The organism is Blastopirellula sp. SH421 (assembly GCF_057808535.1).
Map to the genome: position 1 here is coordinate 2,036,602 of NZ_CM173712.1, position 17,789 is coordinate 2,054,390.

General features: G+C 56.3%; 15 protein-coding genes and 1 tRNA gene. 10 read left to right on the forward strand and 6 right to left on the reverse strand.

The annotated features are described in order from the left end of the window. Positions 1 to 52: 52 nt before the first annotated feature. From SH421x_RS08415 to SH421x_RS08425, 3 genes are all read right to left on the reverse strand, one after another. On the reverse strand, positions 53 to 766 hold the full coding sequence (locus tag SH421x_RS08415; RefSeq protein ID WP_488854977.1) for a hypothetical protein: 714 nt from the start codon (positions 764 to 766) through the stop codon (positions 53 to 55). 266 nt (positions 767 to 1,032) lie between these two features. Further along, positions 1,033 to 2,586, reverse strand: coding sequence for a protein kinase domain-containing protein (locus SH421x_RS08420; RefSeq protein WP_488854978.1), 1,554 nt, complete (start codon positions 2,584 to 2,586; stop codon positions 1,033 to 1,035). A gap of 100 nt (positions 2,587 to 2,686) precedes the next feature. After that, positions 2,687 to 3,643: a hypothetical protein gene (locus SH421x_RS08425; protein WP_488854979.1), complete on the reverse strand. Its 957-nt coding sequence runs from the start codon at positions 3,641 to 3,643 to the stop codon at positions 2,687 to 2,689. A gap of 273 nt (positions 3,644 to 3,916) precedes the next feature. Here SH421x_RS08425 and SH421x_RS08430 point away from each other — a divergent pair, with 273 nt between their 5' ends. Together SH421x_RS08430 and SH421x_RS08435 are read left to right on the forward strand one after the other, a co-directional pair. Next, on the forward strand, positions 3,917 to 4,468 hold the full coding sequence (locus SH421x_RS08430; RefSeq protein WP_488854980.1) for a hypothetical protein: 552 nt from the start codon (positions 3,917 to 3,919) through the stop codon (positions 4,466 to 4,468). Between the two features lie 476 nt (positions 4,469 to 4,944). After that, complete coding sequence (locus tag SH421x_RS08435; protein ID WP_488854981.1) at positions 4,945 to 5,343, forward strand: hypothetical protein; 399 nt, start codon at positions 4,945 to 4,947, stop codon at positions 5,341 to 5,343. A 155-nt stretch (positions 5,344 to 5,498) separates the two neighbouring features. Here the strand turns inward: SH421x_RS08435 and SH421x_RS08440 are convergent, their stop codons facing one another. Beyond that, positions 5,499 to 5,858 carry a DUF2750 domain-containing protein gene (locus SH421x_RS08440; RefSeq protein WP_488854982.1) on the reverse strand — a complete coding sequence of 120 codons (360 nt, stop codon included), beginning with the start codon at positions 5,856 to 5,858 and terminating at the stop codon, positions 5,499 to 5,501. Positions 5,859 to 6,284: 426 nt separating this feature from the next. On the opposite strand from SH421x_RS08440, the gene SH421x_RS08445 reads away from it, so the two are divergent. The 4 genes from SH421x_RS08445 (at position 6,285) to SH421x_RS08460 (ending at position 10,407) form a co-directional block, all read left to right on the forward strand. Then, positions 6,285 to 7,061, forward strand: a complete 777-nt coding sequence (locus tag SH421x_RS08445) for an NRDE family protein (RefSeq protein WP_488856420.1) — start codon at positions 6,285 to 6,287, stop codon at positions 7,059 to 7,061. Positions 7,062 to 7,513: 452 nt separating this feature from the next. Next, a complete protein-coding gene (locus SH421x_RS08450; RefSeq protein ID WP_488854983.1) occupies positions 7,514 to 8,479 on the forward strand; it encodes a DUF1559 family PulG-like putative transporter in 966 nt (321 codons plus the stop codon). Between the two features lie 83 nt (positions 8,480 to 8,562). After that, positions 8,563 to 8,997, forward strand: coding sequence for a transthyretin-like family protein (locus SH421x_RS08455; RefSeq protein WP_488854984.1), 435 nt, complete (start codon positions 8,563 to 8,565; stop codon positions 8,995 to 8,997). Positions 8,998 to 9,129: 132 nt separating this feature from the next. Continuing rightward, positions 9,130 to 10,407: a polysaccharide pyruvyl transferase family protein gene (locus tag SH421x_RS08460; RefSeq protein WP_488854985.1), complete on the forward strand. Its 1,278-nt coding sequence runs from the start codon at positions 9,130 to 9,132 to the stop codon at positions 10,405 to 10,407. A 103-nt stretch (positions 10,408 to 10,510) separates the two neighbouring features. Here SH421x_RS08460 and SH421x_RS08465 read toward each other — a convergent pair whose 3' ends face one another. Beyond that, the gene (locus SH421x_RS08465) at positions 10,511 to 10,753 is read right to left on the reverse strand and encodes a hypothetical protein (protein WP_488854986.1); all 243 of its coding nucleotides are present in this window, start codon (positions 10,751 to 10,753) and stop codon (positions 10,511 to 10,513) included. A 17-nt stretch (positions 10,754 to 10,770) separates the two neighbouring features. Next, complete coding sequence (locus tag SH421x_RS08470; protein WP_488854987.1) at positions 10,771 to 11,784, reverse strand: sugar phosphate isomerase/epimerase family protein; 1,014 nt, start codon at positions 11,782 to 11,784, stop codon at positions 10,771 to 10,773. A 228-nt stretch (positions 11,785 to 12,012) separates the two neighbouring features. Between SH421x_RS08470 and SH421x_RS08475 the strand changes: the two genes are divergently transcribed. The 4 genes from SH421x_RS08475 (at position 12,013) to SH421x_RS08490 (ending at position 17,755) form a co-directional block, all read left to right on the forward strand. Then, positions 12,013 to 13,071, forward strand: a complete 1,059-nt coding sequence (locus SH421x_RS08475) for a lactonase family protein (protein ID WP_488854988.1) — start codon at positions 12,013 to 12,015, stop codon at positions 13,069 to 13,071. A 203-nt stretch (positions 13,072 to 13,274) separates the two neighbouring features. Beyond that, on the forward strand, positions 13,275 to 15,890 hold the full coding sequence (locus tag SH421x_RS08480) for a PSD1 and planctomycete cytochrome C domain-containing protein (RefSeq protein ID WP_488854989.1): 2,616 nt from the start codon (positions 13,275 to 13,277) through the stop codon (positions 15,888 to 15,890). Between the two features lie 34 nt (positions 15,891 to 15,924). Beyond that, a complete protein-coding gene (locus SH421x_RS08485; protein ID WP_488854990.1) occupies positions 15,925 to 17,355 on the forward strand; it encodes a DUF1501 domain-containing protein in 1,431 nt (476 codons plus the stop codon). A gap of 327 nt (positions 17,356 to 17,682) precedes the next feature. Continuing rightward, positions 17,683 to 17,755 (forward strand) — tRNA-Glu (locus tag SH421x_RS08490). The last annotated feature ends 34 nt before the right edge of the window (positions 17,756 to 17,789 follow it).

Genomic DNA, 17,789 nt, shown 5'->3' on the forward strand with positions numbered 1-17,789 from the left:
AAGCTCGCGGCGGTTCTGCTTCGTCTACCTGTCTGATGCACTCCCCAGCGTCCTAGGACGTATAAAGTGCCGCAGTGCATTTAGAGCAATCATGGAATTTTTTCTCGGATTTGTATTGCCCGTGGGTGTAGATCCCACGGCCGTTTCTCCCTCGTGATCCACAGTGGATACACCGATGGTCGCCGTTGCTGAAACAAGAGCCAGGCAACGAATAGTAGTCGGATTTTCGAAGCGGCTTTCTGCTGAGTCCATTCACAAAAATGCAGAGAGCGACAAGAATGCCGCCTGCGACAATCAAGAGTGCAACCTGCAATGGATCCGCTTGGATGCGAACTTGCACGAACATCACGACTGCGCCCACCACAGCAACAACAAAGACAACCATCGCAAGAATTCCCGAAACTCTCTGGCGTCTGCGGTGAATGTCATCGATGGCTGCTTGCGTGGCGGAAGGGTCAAAAGAATCCACTTGCTGAGATTGCAGAGCGGCCGAGTCGGCGTTTTGGCCACTGTTTCGCCGAACGATTTTAATCGCTCGAATTAGCTCGTCGGCTGCTCTTGCTTTGGCGTCCTCAGAGGGCTCAATCCCCTCGGCAAGATGAGCTATTGCGTTGCGGACTTTCAGTGCGCTGTTGAGGTCATGGATAATCGCATGCTTTGCAAACCACTTTTGCCGCTGGACAAGCTCCCCTAATGTTGCTTCTTGGTCTCCGTTCGCATCGATGCTTCGTAGTTCCGCTTCTAGAAGTGCGGCAGCATTGATCACACGAGCATCCAGGTCGACAATCGTCTCGATCTGATCAAGCGTCTTCATTGCTTCAAGTCACTTTTTGGGGTTGCTTGGCAAAGATTAGGGGTGAGGCTTGCGTTTGTTGAGGAAGCTGCCCAGACTCGTGTTCTGTCAAACAATACCTTTCGGTTATTGAGGGCGCCACGCTTATCTGGCGAAGACGCAGCAAAAGCATGCGTCTGAGAAGCTTTAGTCTGATGGAACTATGGTGTGACTTGGGCCAAAAAACCTGACCCCGATGTCTACACGCCAGAGCGGCTAGAGAGAGCTGCCCAGACTTCTTCAAACTGTTGGTTGAAATCCGGGTCGACTTCGATTGATTTTTGTTGCACTTTGGCGTCGACCGCAATGGTGCTGGCACGCTCGAAGTCTTCCAGGCGGAACAAGCAGATGGCTTGGCCGGCGGCGCCGAATGCGCGAGCCTCGGTCTCGGAGCTATCTTGGGACGCGAGGTCGCGAAAGAGGTGCATCGCGCGGAGATAGTTCTCGGTCCCGCCGCGATTCATCAGGATCGTCGCTTCTTGTTTCCAGGCCTTCAGCGTCCACGCTTTGGCGTCAGCGCTGGTTTCCGGCGGAAAGTACTCGCCGACGCTGTGAAACGCCTCGGGCGAACCGTTCATCATTGCGCGATAGAACTGTTCTTCGGCCGAGCCATGATTGGGGAACTTTGCGCCGGCGATGGGGCGATCAGGACGCAACAACGGCGCTTCGCGACTTGACCACGCGATCGCAGAGCCCAACAGAAAGCAAAGCAGCACCATGGCGATCGCGCCGATCCAAAGTTTTGCGGCGGCAAAATGTTTGCGCGAGCGGCCGGCGATTTTCATGATCCGATCCAACTCGCGGGTTGCTGCGGATCGATCGCCAATTGCCGCCAGCTCAGGCATCGACCAATCATGGACTCCGCCCCCTAGCTTGTCAGGACCAACTGCTTCTAAGACTTCACGCAGTTCTTGCAGCAATTCGGCGGCGTTTTGATGACGGTTGTCGGGCTTTTTGGCCAGCATCTTGTGGATGACGCGGGTCAACTGCGGCGGCAAATCTTTGCGGAGCGTTTCTAGCCGCGCTGGTTCGGTCTGTAAATGTTGCACGGCGACGGCCAGCGCGGTGTCGCCGTCAAACGGAGGTCGGCCGGCGAGCAGATGGTAGATGGTCACGCCGAGCGAATAGATGTCGCTGCGCGCGTCGACCTGCTTGCCTTCGACCTGCTCAGGGCTCATGTAAAGCGGAGTTCCCAGGGTGACGCCGATCTCGGTCAGGTTGAGCCCTTCGCCATTTTGGCTAATGACGCGCGACAGGCCAAAGTCGGCGACCTTCACTTCGCCGGAAGCGTTGATCAAGACGTTCTCGGGCTTGATGTCGCGGTGGACGATCCCCTGCTCCGCCGCTTTGACCAGCGCTGCAGCGACTTGACGCATAATCGCGAAGGCCGCTTTGGCGTCGACCGAGCCAGACTTGCCGGTAAGTTGTTTGAGCGTTTGTCCTGGGACGTACTCTTGGGCGATAAAGTGGGTTCCATCGACGCAACCGACTTCATAGATTTGCACGATGTTGGCGTGCGTCAGCGCGGCGGCTGATTGGGCTTCGCGATGAAAGCGTTTGACGTAGGAGTCTTGTTGAGCCAGAGCTGGCAGCAGCACTTTGAGTGCGACCTGCCGTTTTAGGCTGGTCTGTTGGGCAAGAAACACTTCAGCCATCGCGCCTCGGCCCAGCCGCCGGAGCACTTGATAGTCGCCTAACGACTTGCCGGTGAGGTCGCAAGTTGCGGCAAAGGCTGGAGGTGAGGATTCGGCCATGAGGCGCCCGCAGGGTGAACAATGACAACCTAGGTTCAGTATGGGCGGCAATTCGCCATAAGGCAACCAACGGGCAAAACCGTGGCCACGGCAAAGTTGGTTACAAATGCGCCTCTGGCGGAGGGGTTTTTTGAGAATCTTCTGATTTGTCAGGGGGCATTCTCTGGCGGAGCCAATCGTCGGAGACAAATCGCCGCAACAGCGACCTCAAGCTGGCTCGCAGGGCCGAATTGACCTCTTCGTTGACTTCGCCGGTCACGCCGACAAACTCGACTTGGGTAAACCCGCTCCAGGTAAGCCATAAGCCCCACTGGTAACGGCTTGCCGAAGCGTTGACGCGCTCAGCGACGCGCAGCGCCCAAAAGGCGCCAAAACTATCGCGAAAGTCGAGCCAGACTCGGTCTTCGGGACGCGAGGTGGGGACTTTCGGCGGCCAATCGACAACCGTCAAAAAGATCGCAGTCAGCAACAACAAGATCGCCAACGTCGCTCCTCCGGCGGCAAATCCAACGCCGATTCCCGGAAGATGCTTGGCCAGGATCAGCATTTGCGCCGCCCCCAGCAGAATCGCCGTCATGCAGAACCGCGTCGGACCATTATTCAGCAGCCCCATGACGATCAGCACAAACAAGAACCAGCGCCTTGGAGCGCCCAGGACAAGTTCCCCCCCGAGTCCCAAGGCAAATTGCTCACCAACCGGCATGATCAGCACGGCCCATAGGATGACAACCACCCATTGCCAAGCGACGTTCTGGGGGCGCTTGGCGCCCAGTTGAGCCATCTGCGGGCAAAAGAGGGTCATGCCGGAGGCAAAGCGAAGGGAATCGCGAAACGGAATGTCGGAGCCTGCGGATACCGCCAGACCGATCCAGGTTTCGACCCCGGTCACGGCGATCCACGCGATCAGCACCCACCACCAGGGAGCAATCAGCGTTGTTCCGCTGAGCAGGCGGTGACGCGAGACCAGCAGCAACACGCCGACGATCCCGGCGATCATTGCTGTTAGCCCGGTAATGACGCCGGGTTGGATATCTCCAAGAGTCTGCAAAATCGTCATCTTCCGGTCCTACGCGGGCCCGCTTCCCTTGGCGGCATCGTGATTTTGCCCCCTGTGATCGTAGCACCAACTGCTTCGGTGAACAAAGGATAGAGCGATTAGGCCTTGGTCGGCAAACGACAATTTCTTCAAAAATCAACGTGATGCGTTTGCACAACGTCAACGATGAGCAATGTTTCTCCAGAGCAACGCTGGCGCCTGCCTGACTCCCGACTCGGGACCGCGGCGTCCAAGCGATTCAGCTCCCCCACCTAATTGCATGGAGATCGACCGATGAACTTGAAAGCCATGGCCGCACTAATCGGCATGATGATGTTCGCCACGCTGGCCCACGCCGGCTGGGGCGAAACGATGGGATACTCAGCCGCCGCGGATTGCGGTTGTGCTTCGCCCGCCGCTTGCGGAAACGGCTGCGGAACCAACTGCGCCAACGTCTGGGACGGCTATTGTGCCGATCAGAGGAGCGGCTGCGGTTCGCGAGTTCAAGGGCGGTATCACTGGTTCGCTCGCCCTACGGCTTGCGGATGCGGGCCGACTTGCGCCACTGGAACTTGCTGTGATGAGTACCCCATGTGCAATTGCAGCGGTCCCCATTTCGAGCGAGTTTGTGAGAAGTGCCCGAGTTGCTTGAAGATGTTCAAGGGGCGAGGGTACGGCGGCTATGGAACCAGCGGCTGCACAAGCTGTGGTCAGTCCAACACGCGGATCATCCAACTGGGACAACCGTCCTATCAGGAGATCGAAGTGATGCCGACTTCCACGCTGATTCCGACGAGAGAAGCGAAGCTGATCTACCCAGGTCATCGGGCGATGCTTCCGAACTAGAGTCAGCAGATCGGTGCAATCAGTGCGGGGGAGCAATGATTTGACGAGATGCGAGTAGTAGTCAGAGCAGCGAAAAAGGGTGCGTCTTCTCCGAGACGCACCCTTTTTTTATGCGCAAACGGAAAGCTACGTGGTCGTTACAGCCGGTGCTAGCAGTATTTTCCTGAAATTCGGCTGCAGCAGAGGTCGTGTTACGTCCGATGATTGAACACAGAGACAACGCTTGGAGGGCAGAATGCAAGACGCGTTCTGATTCAATTGGGTCATGGGGATCGACGGACCGACCAACCATGACCTTTTTTTATGCGCCGACGGCAAAAAGCTGGGTATGCCATCCTCTCGGGGCTCCCAAAAAAGGGGAAAATCGACCCCCTCTCTTGATTGATTCTCCCTCTCTCTAGATTTAAACTGGATGGGTTGTAAGAGGGAATCAGTACGGCACGGAGGCTTTATCTCATTGGTGTAGGAGATTTTTTATGCTTCGTGTCCGATTCATTTCTGCGTTGCTCATTCTAGGTCTGACCGTCACCGGCAGCGCGGCGCTCTCAGCGTTTGCGGCAGATGCACCGCCGGCTGCGGCCCAGCCGAAAATGACTACCGCTGCAAAAGAGCCGCGTGGCCGGCTTCCCAATTTCTACGGTCAGGTAGTCAGTGAGAAGCAAAAAGAAGAGATCTACTCGATCCAGGGCGAATATGAAGCCAGACTCGACGTGCTAGTACGCCAAATTGTCGCGATCAAAGCAGAGCGAGACGCCAAGATCGAGCAAACTTTGACGCCAGAGCAGCTAAAAGAGATTGCTCAGTTGCGAGCAGAATCCGAAAAGCGGAGAGCTGAACGTCGCGCTTCGGCCGCAAAAGCTGACGATGCGAAATAATCGGACAATCTAATCACGAATCTATCTTGGTAGATAAGTCGATCAGCACTGGTCGCGTAAACGACCGGTAGGGGCAGCGCGTGCTCGAGCTTTCGGGCACGCGCTGATTTCGTTTCTACACTACCATTTCTAGGCGATTCTAGAGTGTTTCTTAGCTAGGACAGTTCCGACCGCAGGACGTCCGCTGGGACCTGAACCGGGCCATCCAACGGAGTGGGAAAGACGGCGACGGTGTATTTTTGCTTCGCCAGTTTGTCGAGAAATCGCTCGATAAAGCTCGATAGTTTAATGCTTTTGGGCGAATAGTGCTTCCATTGGTCCGTCGCGCACAACTGGGCATGCTGCTGGTCCGGAAAGACGATGAAGCCCTTGCAGCGCTGATCGTCGACTGTTTCGGCCCACCCGTCCGCGTAGAGCCCCCAAAGTTCTTTGTTTTCGCGAACCACTCGAATGAAGTACTTCAAGCGTTCGTCGCCGCTCAAATCAACGGCGCTAATTCGTTTGGAGGAAAACATGCGATTTGACTTTCGCTTTGAATTATGAGGTGATAGGGGAGAGTTGTTCGCCGCAGGATTTCATGCTGGCCGACAATCTGTCCACGAATGCGGCGCTGCTTTGAGCCAAACCGAAGGCTCTCGCGACACGCGGCGTCTTAAATGGGAAAAATGACGAGTAGTTGTAGGATAACGTAGCCAGTCCCCTTGACCGGCGTTGTTGCCCATTAATCGAACCTCAGCGGACGACTAATGACCACTAATGTGGTTTCGGCAGTACCTGTCCACTGTTTTCGTAAGCTTCTTCGATTAAATTCGAGACCATGGCCCCCATTAAAGGGTGTCCGAACTTAGGAAATCGAATAAACTCTTAAGGATTGCAACTGCCTTGGAGCGTGTCCAGGGAGCATGCAAGTCCAACACCCTCTGCCCCCGATCTTTCACAATATGTGCCTACTGGCAATCCAATACCGCTCGGTTGCCGAAGCGCCCATTTTGGTCGCCGCCAATCGAGAAGAGTTTTACGATCGTCCCAGCTCCGCTCCTTCGATTCAATCAGGGAAGCCTCGTGCTTTGTGCGGAATTGATCAGCAAGCCGGCGGAACTTGGCTGGGCGTCAACCAACATGGGCTATTTGTCGGTGCGTGCAATCGCCGCAAGACAAATCGCCCCCTCGCTCCTCGTTCACGCGGACTGCTCTGTCGCGAACTACTTCGCGCCAGCTCGGCCCAAGCGGCCGTCGATATGGCGATGGAAGCTTTGAATAATGATGAGTATGACGGAGTCAACTTTGTAGTTGCCGATGGCCGAACCGGCTATGCGATTCATGGAGGAGACGACATCAACGCGCAACCTTTGGAAGAAGGTTTGAACCTGATCGGCGGTGGTGATCTCAATGATTCTCGCGACGAGCGGGTCAAACTGGCTCACCGCTTGCTGACGTTGCAAACGCTTGACTCGGCGGTCAAGTTCCTCGCCGTGGCGAGCAAAGTTTTTGCTCGACCTTCCGCTGCTCCAGGTCGTCCTGGGATGGTCATGGAAGGCCGCGAATGGGGAACGGTCAGCTCCACGCTGATCGCTCTCGGCAAAAAGCCGCGCGACGCAATTTATCAATTCGCCGCAGGCGCTCCGACGAAGACCACCTACGAAGATTTCTCGCCGCTATTGCGAGACATCCTCAGCCGCGGACTTCGCGAAGCACGAACCAAGACGCAAACCGGTTAACGCATTTGCGTCACCTTTTGAATTTCTCAAAGAGCCTCGCATGCTGCGAGGCTCTTTTTTTTGCGCGGCTGTCAGCACTCGCCAAAGTTACTCGGCTCAAAAAATGATCGCCGCACGAAATTTGGCTGCGAACCTTCTTCTCGTCTGCCGATCTATGATACTGAACTAACTTGATCAACATTGTAATCATGTTGCTGGTATGACAGCCCGCTTGAACAATACGGAACTCTTGGACCCAGTTGGGGCCACGCTCGATCGAGCGGTCGTTCACTATGGCGCGCTTTGGGCGCTGCGTTGCTGCCTGACTTTGAGCTGTTGTCTCGGCTGTTGAGACGCTTTCTTTCGCTCAGTCCATTTTCTGATTCGTCGCTACCGCGCTGCACGCTTTTTTGGCGTAGAGCAGCTCGGGCGGCGATTTACTGACAGCAATCTGCAATCTCCATAGGTGAAAAATGAACGATAACGTTTACGGCTACCGGTACGCGCGCTCTGGTTTTACATTGGTCGAACTGCTGGTGGTCATCGCGATCATCGGCGTTTTAATCGCTTTGCTGTTGCCGGCGGTGCAGCAAGCTCGTGAAGCAGCGCGGCGTACGCAGTGCAAAAGCAACTTGAAACAGCTCGGCCTAGCGCTGCACAACTATCATGACATCCATCAGGCATTTCCGCCGGGCACGCTGATCTCAAAAAATGACCCGCTGGCGACCAACATCGCTGCTTGGGGATGGAGCGCTTTTCTCTTGCCTCAACTAGAGCAGAGCAGTCTCTATGATCAATTGAACGTCTCGTCCCGCGATCTCCATGCATTCATGCAAGCAGCAGGGACGCGAGCTTTGTCGCAAACCCGATTGAGCGTCTTTCGTTGCCCTTCCGATACGGCGACCAATGAGAATACCGAGCGCAAATTTACGAACGCTGTTTACGGCGATACTGCTGTCGGTACGTCCAATTACATCGGCGTGAGCGGCGCTCGCTGGTCGTTGGCCGAGCAATGGAAGAACAATGGTCGTGATCCGTTCGGCATGTTCTGGCCGCTGAGCAGGACCCGATTTGCCGACATCACCGACGGCGCCAGCAATACCTTTTTGGTCGGCGAGCGAGAGTGGCGTGACTTGGCCGGCACGTGGATTGGAGTTCGCAACTACAACGGCAGCGGCAATGTGGGACTGCAACAAACGTTGGGGCTGGTCGACGTCAAGTTGAACATCGGCGATGTCGAGGGGCAACGCGGGTTCAGCAGTCAGCACGCCGGAGGCGCGTTCTTTTTGTTTGGCGATGGTCGTGTGAGTTTCATTCAAGAGAACATCGACTTCCACAGTTCGAGCGTCAATCAGGCCAGTCCGCCAGCTGATCAGATTGGTCTGTTCCAACGACTCGGTCGCCGCGGCGACGGGCACGTCATCAGCGAGACGTTCTAAGCGATAGCTCGAATGTCAGGGGAGTCAGCGGTTGGCTCCCCTGCTCTCTTTCCCAGATGCAATAAACGAAACAGGAGGAAAATATGCGCGCACTTCATCAACTGCAATCCGAATGGGCTTTTGTCGGCCTGGCGTTATTGGCGGGTTGCGGCCAGGCGGTCGATCCCAAGTTATCGACCGTCTCGGGCGCCGTAACCTTGGATGGTAAACCGCTGCATGACGCGCGAATTGAATTCTCGCCGCAGCATGGATCTCCTTCGTACGGGACGACCGATCAACAGGGAGCTTATACGCTTCGTTTTACACGTGATCGACAAGGCGCGACGCCCGGAACGCACATCGTGCGCATCCGCACCTACCGTGATGAAGATGAAACCGGCCAGCGGCGTGCCGAACGTTTGCCCGAGCATTACAACACGCGCAGCGAACTGACGCGCGAGGTTGTTGATGGAGAGAACCAGATCGACTTCGAGTTGTTATCGAAGGGGAAAGTTGTGCAGCCAGATCGAGGGCGATAGCGCATCAGGCTTAGGGCTGCCCTGCCCTATTGGGAACTGTGGCGATCCGCGCGGCTCACGTTTATACTGAGAAGCGTACTCGTCGAAAGCATGCTGTCCCATTTTGCAAATCAACGAAACTGAGCCCTCCGCATGAATCCCACACCAATCACTCGCCGCAGCGCGTTAGGAATCCTCGGACTTACCGCCGCCGGCGCAGCGAACCTTTTCGCCGCTCAGCCGAAACCCAAACGCATCTTGCTTCGCTCGTCTTGGCAGACGATCAACATCGGCGACATTGCCCATACGCCTGGGGTGTTGCGACTGTTGGCTGAATACTTGCCCGAGACCGAAGTGACCCTTTGGCCCAGCAAGGTGGATAACGGCGTCGACGAGTTGCTGATGGCCAACTTTCCCAAACTGCGGATCGCGCAAGGCAAGCAACAAGTACAGGCCGCATTTGACGATTGCGATTTTCTGCTACACGGGAGCGGTGCATCCCTAGTCGCCGAGCGAGATGTGCGTCGCTGGTCAGCAGAAACCAAGAAGCCGTACGGCATCTATGGAATCACTTTTCCACCCAAGAGCTCGTCCAGTACCGTTCCGGCCAGCGAGAAGGCGCTCGCCGCGTCGGTGGCTGTGCTGAATGAGGCGCAGTTTGTGTTCTTCCGCGATTCACATTCGTTGGCGTTCGCCAAGGAACAAGGGTGTCATGCGCCGATCATGCAGTTCGGCCCCGACGGCGCCTTTGCGTGTGACCTGCGCGACGACGAAAAAGCCGATGCGTTTATGCAAAAGCATGGCCTGGAAACCGGCAAATTTCTCTGCTGCATCCCGCGACTTCGTTACACCCCCTCTTGGATTTACAAAAAGACCGAAGTCGAGCCGGCCAAGCATGTTCGCAATGAAGAAATGAAAGAGCACGATCATGCTCCGCTGCGCGATGCGATTGTCGCCGTGATTCAATCGACCGACATGAAAGTCTTGATCTGTCCCGAAGATCAAACGCAGATGCAGATCGGCAAAGAGATGCTGCTCGACAAGTTGCCGCCCGAGGTTCGTGATCGCGTTGTCTGGCGTCCCAACTATTGGCTGACCGGCGAAGCGGTCAGCACCTACATTCGCAGCGCCGGTCTATTTGGCAACGAGATGCATTCGCCGATCATGTGCATCGGTCACGGAGTGCCGGCCGTCGTCTGTCGTTGGGCCGAGCAAACAACCAAAGGCTACATGTGGGACGACATCGGGCTGGGGGATTGGTTGTTCGACATGGATGATCCGGCCAGCGTGGCGAAGATCGTACCGACGGTTGTCGACATCGCAAAAGATCCGGCAGCCGCCAAGCAAAAAGCGGCGAAGGCCCAGCAGTTTGTCGAGCAGAAACAGGCCGAAACAATGGCCGTGTTGAAACGCGAATTAGCCCAAACGTAGTTGTCGGGTGGCACGCTCAGAGCGCTTCGTGATGGGTGTGGTTGCGCTTGTTAACGCTTCGCCACGCCCATCACTATCGTTCTGAGCGTGCCACCCAAGTTCGTCAGGCCGAAGCCTGATCTATCGTGCGTCCGCAGAACGGGCAACAATTGCCATGGTGAAAATCGTCGGCGTCATCTTCCTCATCGCTGCGCAGCGCTGACGTTTCGCGCTGGCCGCAGTCGGGGCACTTGTGCTCCCAACTGTGGATTTCTAGCTCGTCGTTTTGAAAGTGGTTGTAAGTGCAAGTCATGGTGGCTGACTTGCACTTGGGACAACCGCCGATCGTTTGACGATCGCGTGACATAGCTTGTAGCTGCTTTCTTAAAAGCCGCGGGCTGCACAAATGTCTTCAAAGTCGCGCAGATGATAGTCGACGCCGGCAAAGTCGAGCGTGCGGCAAAGGCCGCGCAGTGCGACGCCCATGCCGTCTGGTCCGCTGAAGCCGCCGAACTGACCGCCACCCTTCACGTGCGGTTCGAGATCGAGGAAGACGCCGGGGATGCCCCGTTTCTGCAGCTTCTTCTCCAGCTTCGGAATCATCGCGGCAAAGTCGCGCAAAATTCGCTCGTGACCACTGTCGCCCAGATCGGACGGCACAAAGTTCTTTAGCGCGTCTTCGTCGATGTGACCCTTTTCGGTGATCGGCTTGGTCACCTTGTAGTCTTTGATGTGCATCCAGCCCAGGCCCGGCTTCATCTTGACGTACTGCTGATAAACTTCGTCCGGCGTATAGCCTTGGCAGACCAAGTTGCCGGCGTCAAAGATCAGCATCATCGCCGGGTGATTCACCTTCTTATGAATTTCGGCCAGGATGTCGCCGGTTTGACCAATCAGGTTCGCTTCGACTTCTAGCCCAAACGTCAGATCGCTGCGATGGCACATCTCGGCGATTTGGCCCAGTTGATCGACCGCTTGCGGAATGTGATCGTACGGATCGGATCCGATCGGGTGATAGAACGAGAAGCCGCGGATCAGCTTGGTCTCAAACGCATGCGCCAGCTCGCACGCTTTTTGCACGTCGGTGGCTAGATACTTGTCAAACTTAACGTACTTGTTTTTCGAGCCGTCATCCGAGTCAACCAGTTTCACTTTGCCGATGGGCGAACCGATCGACGCGACGTTCAGACCGTATTCTCCTTCCATCTTGCGGATTTTGCTGATCTCGGCCTTGTTCAGCTGCATTACGTTTTTGATGCCGTTGCCGACGTCAATAAAACGGAGACTGTAATATTCGAGTCCGAGAGCTGCAAACGCACTGAATTGTTGGACTGCAAGTTTGTCATTCGCCGCTTCATCCGCAAAGCCGGAGAGGAGCACTTGGGGAAGCTCGTTCATGATTCGCCCTAGCGAAAATGGTTTCAGAAACACTGAGAAAGACGTGTATTGTGCGGGGGAAGCCGCAGAGTCGCAACCACCCTAACACCGCGCAAAGAGATGCAAAAAAGTGGTCGCTTCCCGAGAAATTTCAAGTTATTCTGTTAACCAAGGAGTTCGCTGACCTCAGACTCTCCTCTTACTCCTCTGATTGTCCCCCCTGCCCTGTTCCGATTGCGAGTCAACGTGATGCGCGTTTTTTCCCTGCTCTTGGTCTTGTTGGTTTCTGCTTCGGCTTCGGCCAAGTCATTCGTCTATGTCTCGAATGGGGGCGACAAAACGATCTCGCTCTTTGCGATGGACGAAGCCAAAGGAGATCTTTCCTTGGTGAAAACGATCCAGCTGGAAGCAGCGCCGGGGCCGATCGCGCTGTCGCCGGATCAAAAGTTCGCTTATGTCTCGACTTCCCGTCCAGACGCGTTGTTGAGCTTCGCCGTCAACTCGCAGACCGGCGATCTGAAGCAAATCGAGACCCTGCCGCTTGACGCGACTTCCTGCTTTGTCTTCTGCGATCCAACCGGCAAATGGTTGTTGAATACTTACTATGGCGCCGGCAAAGTGACGGTCCACCCGGTCAGCGGCGGCGACATTGGTGAGCTGGCTCAAGAGATTCCGACCGCCAAAAACGCACATTGCATCCGTACCGATGCGACCAATCGTATCGCTCTGGTCTCGCACACCGGGCCGAACAAGATCTTCCAGTTCCGCTTTGATCCGACCAGCGGCAAACTGACCGCCAACGATCCGCCGTCAGTCGACGGTCCGGCGACCACCGAGCCGCGACACGTTCAATACCATCCCTCGCTGCCGCTCGTCCTCTCTTCGGATGAAGTTGGCGACAGCATCACTGCATACGACTACGATCCGGCCAAGGGAACATTAAAACCGCGACAGACCGTTTCGACCTTGCCGGCCGGCTATGACGGATCGAGGAACACCTGTGCTGATATCGAGCTTTCGGCCGATGGCAAGTTTGCCCTGGTCTCCAATCGCGGGCACGACTCGATTGCGCGGTTCGCCATTGGTGATGACGGTCAGGTGACGTCCTTGGGGCAAACTCCAACCGAAGCCACTCCGCGTTCGTTCAATTTGAGCCCCAACCAAAAATTTCTTTACGCGGCTGGGCAAAAAAGCGACCAATTGACCGCCTATCGGTTCGATCAAGCGACCGGCGATCTATCCCCGTTTGCTCATTATAAAACAGGCAATATCCCCAGTTGGGTTGAGGTTGTCACCTTCGCTGACTAATTCAGGGGGTGTACGAGCAGTTTTCGGCCACCTGCGACCAAGCAAGGGCGTCCTGTGTAACTTTGCGCTCCTGTGCGCCTTTGCGGAATCTTGTTGCCGAAACTGCGCCGATTGCGTACCCTAGAGAGTAGGAAAACGTGCACTCCGGCCGCTGGCCGCTCCCCGCCTACCTACAACCCTCCCGCCTCTAGGAAATGCCGCCCATGCGCCGAACTTGGCTATGGATGCCGCTTGTGATTTTGTCGTTGGTGTCGACTGCTGCGCTCACGCCACGAGTGAACGCCGAAGAAACACCGGCCGCCGAGGCAAAACCGACGCCCGAGCAAGTTCAGTTCTTCGAAACGAAGGTCGCTCCTCTGCTGACGAAGCATTGCAGCGAGTGCCATTCGGCCGAGTCACGCAAGCTGGAAGGAAGTCTGATCCTGGACAACCGGGCCAGCATTTTGGCCGGCGGTGATAGTGGCGCGGCGGTCGAGCCGGGAAATGTGGATGATAGCCTGTTGATCCAAGCGGTCCGTTTTGGTGAAGACTCGTATCAAATGCCTCCCAAGGGGAAGCTGACTGACGAGGAGATCGCGATCTTCGAGAAGTGGGTCGCCGATGGCATGGTCGATCCGCGCGGCGGCGAGGCAATCACCTATGTCGAAAAAGATCCTCGCGACTTTTGGTCGTTCAAAACGCCGCATCGTCACGATCCGCCGCAGGTGAAACAAGCCGACTGGCCCCAGAGCCGCGTCGATCATTTCATTTTGGCCCAGCACGAAGCGAAGGGGCTCTCCCCTTCTCCGGCTGCCGCCAAAAGCACGCTGGTTCGTCGCATCTATTTTGACCTGACCGGCCTGCCGCCGACCAAACCACAGATCGACGCCTTCGTCGCGGATCAATCTGCTGACGCAACGGCAAAGCTGATCGATCAATTGCTGGCCTCGCCCCACTTTGGCGAACGCTGGGGCCGGCATTGGTTGGACGTCGCACGCTACGCCGACACCAAAGGGTATGTCTTCCAAGAAGATCGTGCCTATCCCGGCGCCTACAAGTACCGTGACTGGGTCGTCGCTTCGCTCAACGCCGACTTGCCGTTTGACCAGTTTGTCGCTCAGCAATTGGCGGCCGATCGCTTGCCTGAGGGGGAGCGTCAACTTGAAGCGCTCGGATACCTGACGCTGGGACGTCGCTTTTTGAACAACAAACATGACATTCTCGACGATCGCATCGACGTCGTCTCGCGTGGCTTTTTGGGACTGACCGTCGCATGTGCGCGTTGCCATGATCACAAGTTTGATCCGATCAGCGCGGCTGACTACTACAGCATGTACGGCGTTCTCAATAGCACCAAAGAAGAGACGCCCGAAGGGATGCCGCCGATCCTGCAAGACGACAATCCGCATGATGTTCGCATCTTCAAGCGAGGTCAGGCCGGCAACAACGGCGACATCGCCAAGCGACAGTTCCTTTCGGTCTTGACCGAGAAAGATAAGCCGTTGCCGCTGACCGATGGCAGCGGGCGCTTGCAGTTGGCCCAAGCGATTACCGCACGCGACAATCCGCTGACGGCCCGCGTTTTTGTCAATCGGGTCTGGGGTCATCTGTTTGGCGAAGGCTTGGTCACCACGCCTAGCGACTTTGGCGCCCAGGGCGAGAAGCCGAGCCATCCTCAGTTACTGGACGATCTGGCGGTTGAGTTTATGGAAGATGGCTGGTCGGTCAAACGACTGATCCGCCGCTTGATGCTGACAGCAACCTATCAACAGTCGAGCTCTGATCGCGCCGAATGCCGCGCGATTGATCCGACCAACATTTATCTATGGCGGATGAATCGTCGCCGTTTGGATTTTGAAGCTTCCCGCGACAGTTTGTTAGTTGCAACCGGTTCGTTGGACGAAACCATTGGCGGACCTGCAGTCGACATCACGACGGATCCTTCGCCACCGCGTCGAACGATCTATGGTCAGATCGATCGGCAGAACTTGCCTGGCATGTTCCGTACGTTTGACTTTGCTGGTCCTGATGCGCATTGTCCAATTCGACCCGAGACGACCGTGCCGCAGCAGGCGCTGTTTATGCTCAATAGCTCGTTTGTGATGAATCAGGCCAACAAACTTGCCCGCGACTCGGCCCATCACACCGATCCGCACCAACGTATCCAGCAGCTCTACCAACAAGCCCTAGGCCGCGATCCCAACGCCGAAGAGCTTAAGCTGGCGACGCAGTTTGTGACCAGCGCACCCAGCGAGCCAGCTCCGGCAACTCCTTGGTTTTATGGTTACGGCAGTCGCGACAGCGAGACCGGCAAGGTCGCTCAGTTCACTCCCTATGCGTCGGTTTCGGCCGATGGCAAAACTTGGCAAGCCGATACCGAACTGCCGAACAAAGTCGCCGGTTGGTCCAGCTTGAACGCTGGCGGCGGTCATCCAGGCAGCTTAAAGTTCGCCGCGATTCGTCGTTTTATATCTCCCGTCAACGGCGTTATTACGATCGAAGGCAAACTGCATCACAAGTCCGAAAACGGCGACGGCGTCTTTGTTTCGATCATCGGTCCTGCCGGCCCGGTCGGTAACTGGAAAGCCAAGCACGGCGGCGCTGCGACCAACGTCGAACAGGTCGAAGTCAAAGCCGGGGACGTGATTGACTTTGTCACCGAATCCGGCGAAACGATCGCCAACGACAGCTTTGAGTGGACCGTCAACTTGCTGATGCGAGGAGACACCATCCAAGCTTGGAACAGCGCCTCGGACTTCAACACGCAACGACCGGTCGACGCCTGGACGCAACTCGCTCAGGTGCTGCTGGTCTCCAACGAATTTCACTTTGTCGACTAACGCTGCGTGCCGCATTAGGCCGCCAGAGGATGTTATGGACAACTGGATTAACTCGCCCAATCGCAACCTGCTCAATCGTCGTGACATGCTCTCGATGACCGGCATGGGACTTGGCTCGCTCGCGCTTGGTTCGATGTTTGGCAATTCGGCAACCGCTGCGCCGGCCAATCCGCTGCTGCCAAAGGCGCCCCACTTCGCTCCCAAAGCGAAGCACGTCATTCATATCTTCTTGAACGGCGGCCCTTCGCATGTCGACACGTTCGATCCCAAGCCAAAGCTCGAGGAATACGCCGGCAAAGAGATTCCGGTCAAAATGCGGACCGAACGCCCAACCGGCGTCGCCTTGCCGTCGCCATACAAGTTCAAAAAGTATGGCCAAAGCGGCATCGAGGTCAGCGACATCTTTTCGCATGTCGCCGAAAATGTCGACGACATGTGCTTTGTCCGTTCGATGCACGCCAATGTTCCCAACCATGAGCCGTCGTTGCTGCTGATGAACTGCGGCGAAGCCCGACTGCCGCGGCCCAGTCTCGGCTCGTGGCTCGTCTACGGGCTCGGTACCGAAAATCAAAACCTGCCGTCGTTCATCTCGATGTGCCCCGGCGGCTATCCGATTCAAGAGTCGCAAAACTGGCAGTCGGGCTTCCTGCCTGGCGTGTTCCAGGGAACCTACGTCGACACCAAAAATACCGACCTCGAAAAGCTGATCGCCAACGTCCGCAATCAACGCGTCGACCACGACGCCCAGGTGCGCCAGTTGGAATTGCTGCGTCAGTTGAACGCCCAGCATCAAGCGGCCCGCGCCGCCGATCCCCAGTTGGAATCCCGAATCCAGTCGTTTGAGTTGGCCTTCCGCATGCAAAGCGAAGCGGCCGAAGCGTTTGACGTTTCGCGTGAACCCAAACATATCCTCGACATGTACGGCGAAGGTACCCAGGCTCGCCAAATCTTGATCGCCCGCCGCTTGGTCGAACGAGGCGTTCGCTTCGTCCAGGTTTGGCACGGCCAAGGACAGCCGTGGGACAGTCATGACGATATCGAAGTCAATCATCGCCGGTTGGCCAAAGAATGCGATCAGGCGATCGGCGCTCTGCTGAAGGACCTGAAACAAAGCGGTCTGCTCGAAGATACGCTGGTCATCTGCGGCGGCGAGTTCGGCCGCACGCCGACCGTCGAGATGCCCAAAGAAGGCTCCAACCAGGGCAAGATCAACGGCCGCGATCACAATCATTATGGCTTTACCGTTTGGATGGCCGGCGGCGGCGTCAAAGGGGGCTATGTTCACGGAGCGACCGACGAGTTCGGGTTCGCCGCCGTCGAGAACAAAGTCCACGTCCACGACCTGCACGCAACCATCATGAAACTGATGGGCTTCGATCACGAAAAACTTACCTACCGCTACGCCGGGCGCGACTTCCGCCTAACCGACGTGCACGGGCACGTCGTGAATGACATCATTGCGTAGTGAGTTAGAGGTAAATGACGAATGTCGAAACCAGAATGTCGAAAGAAGCCGGAATGAACCAAACGATGGAACCCACGATCCGTCATTCGACATTCTGGTTTCCTCATTCGTCATTCCCACCACCGGCGGTCCGGTTGACTACGGCCCGCTTGGCATTAAAATCATGAAACCTTCGTTAACCGGTCCTTGGGTGAACTTCCTACAGTCGCCGGTGTCCAGCAGACGATGCAACAGGAGTGGAAATCAGCCGCTCCACCAGCGATCTAACCTCTAGGCCCGCTGAGGGTTGGGGCAAACAGCCCAATCCACCAAAAATCTGAGAAACATGCCCCCTTCGTCTAGTGGCCCAGGACGTCGGATTCTCAGTCCGAAAACACGGGTTCGACTCCCGTAGGGGGTACTTTTAAGCCGCAGTGATGCGGCTTTTTTTATGC